Annotated in this window: 1 pseudogene; it reads right to left on the reverse strand. The window is 54.4% G+C overall.

The features are described from left to right. Positions 1 to 339, reverse strand: a pseudogene (locus J5M56_RS25490) (phosphoesterase); the annotation flags it as partial. Positions 340 to 445: the final 106 nt, after the last annotated feature.

Below are 445 nucleotides of genomic sequence, written 5' to 3' on the forward strand. Positions count from 1 at the left end.
GATCACCACCATCAGCAGCAGGATCGAGAAAAAACCGAAGAACGCGCGACGCACGTCGATCGCCCTGAAGACCCAGTCGCCCTTGATCAGCAGCGTCAGCAGAATCAGTCCGACGACGATGTCGAACGGGCGCAGACTTGCAATTGCCCAGATGTGGAGCCATATCGGGTTGCTGGCCAGCGGCGCATTCAGCGAGCGGAACAGCCACTCGTCGAAAATCACACACAGCATCTGGCCGGTAGGCCATAACCAGAAAGCCAGCAGCGCCAACGGCACTACGTTACACAGAACCAGCCGGCCGAGGTTCCACCTTGAGTGGAACAAACCCGGATTGTTCATAAAATGCCTCCCATGGCGAAAAAGCGCCGGAACCAAAAAAAGTGCCAGCAAGCGCAAATTTTCACGTTTTGTAATCATTTTGTCATCACATTCAGATACCCAGACC

The organism is Pseudomonas sp. 51_B (assembly GCF_017491595.1).
In the GTDB taxonomy this organism is placed as follows: domain Bacteria; phylum Pseudomonadota; class Gammaproteobacteria; order Pseudomonadales; family Pseudomonadaceae; genus Aquipseudomonas; species Aquipseudomonas promysalinigenes.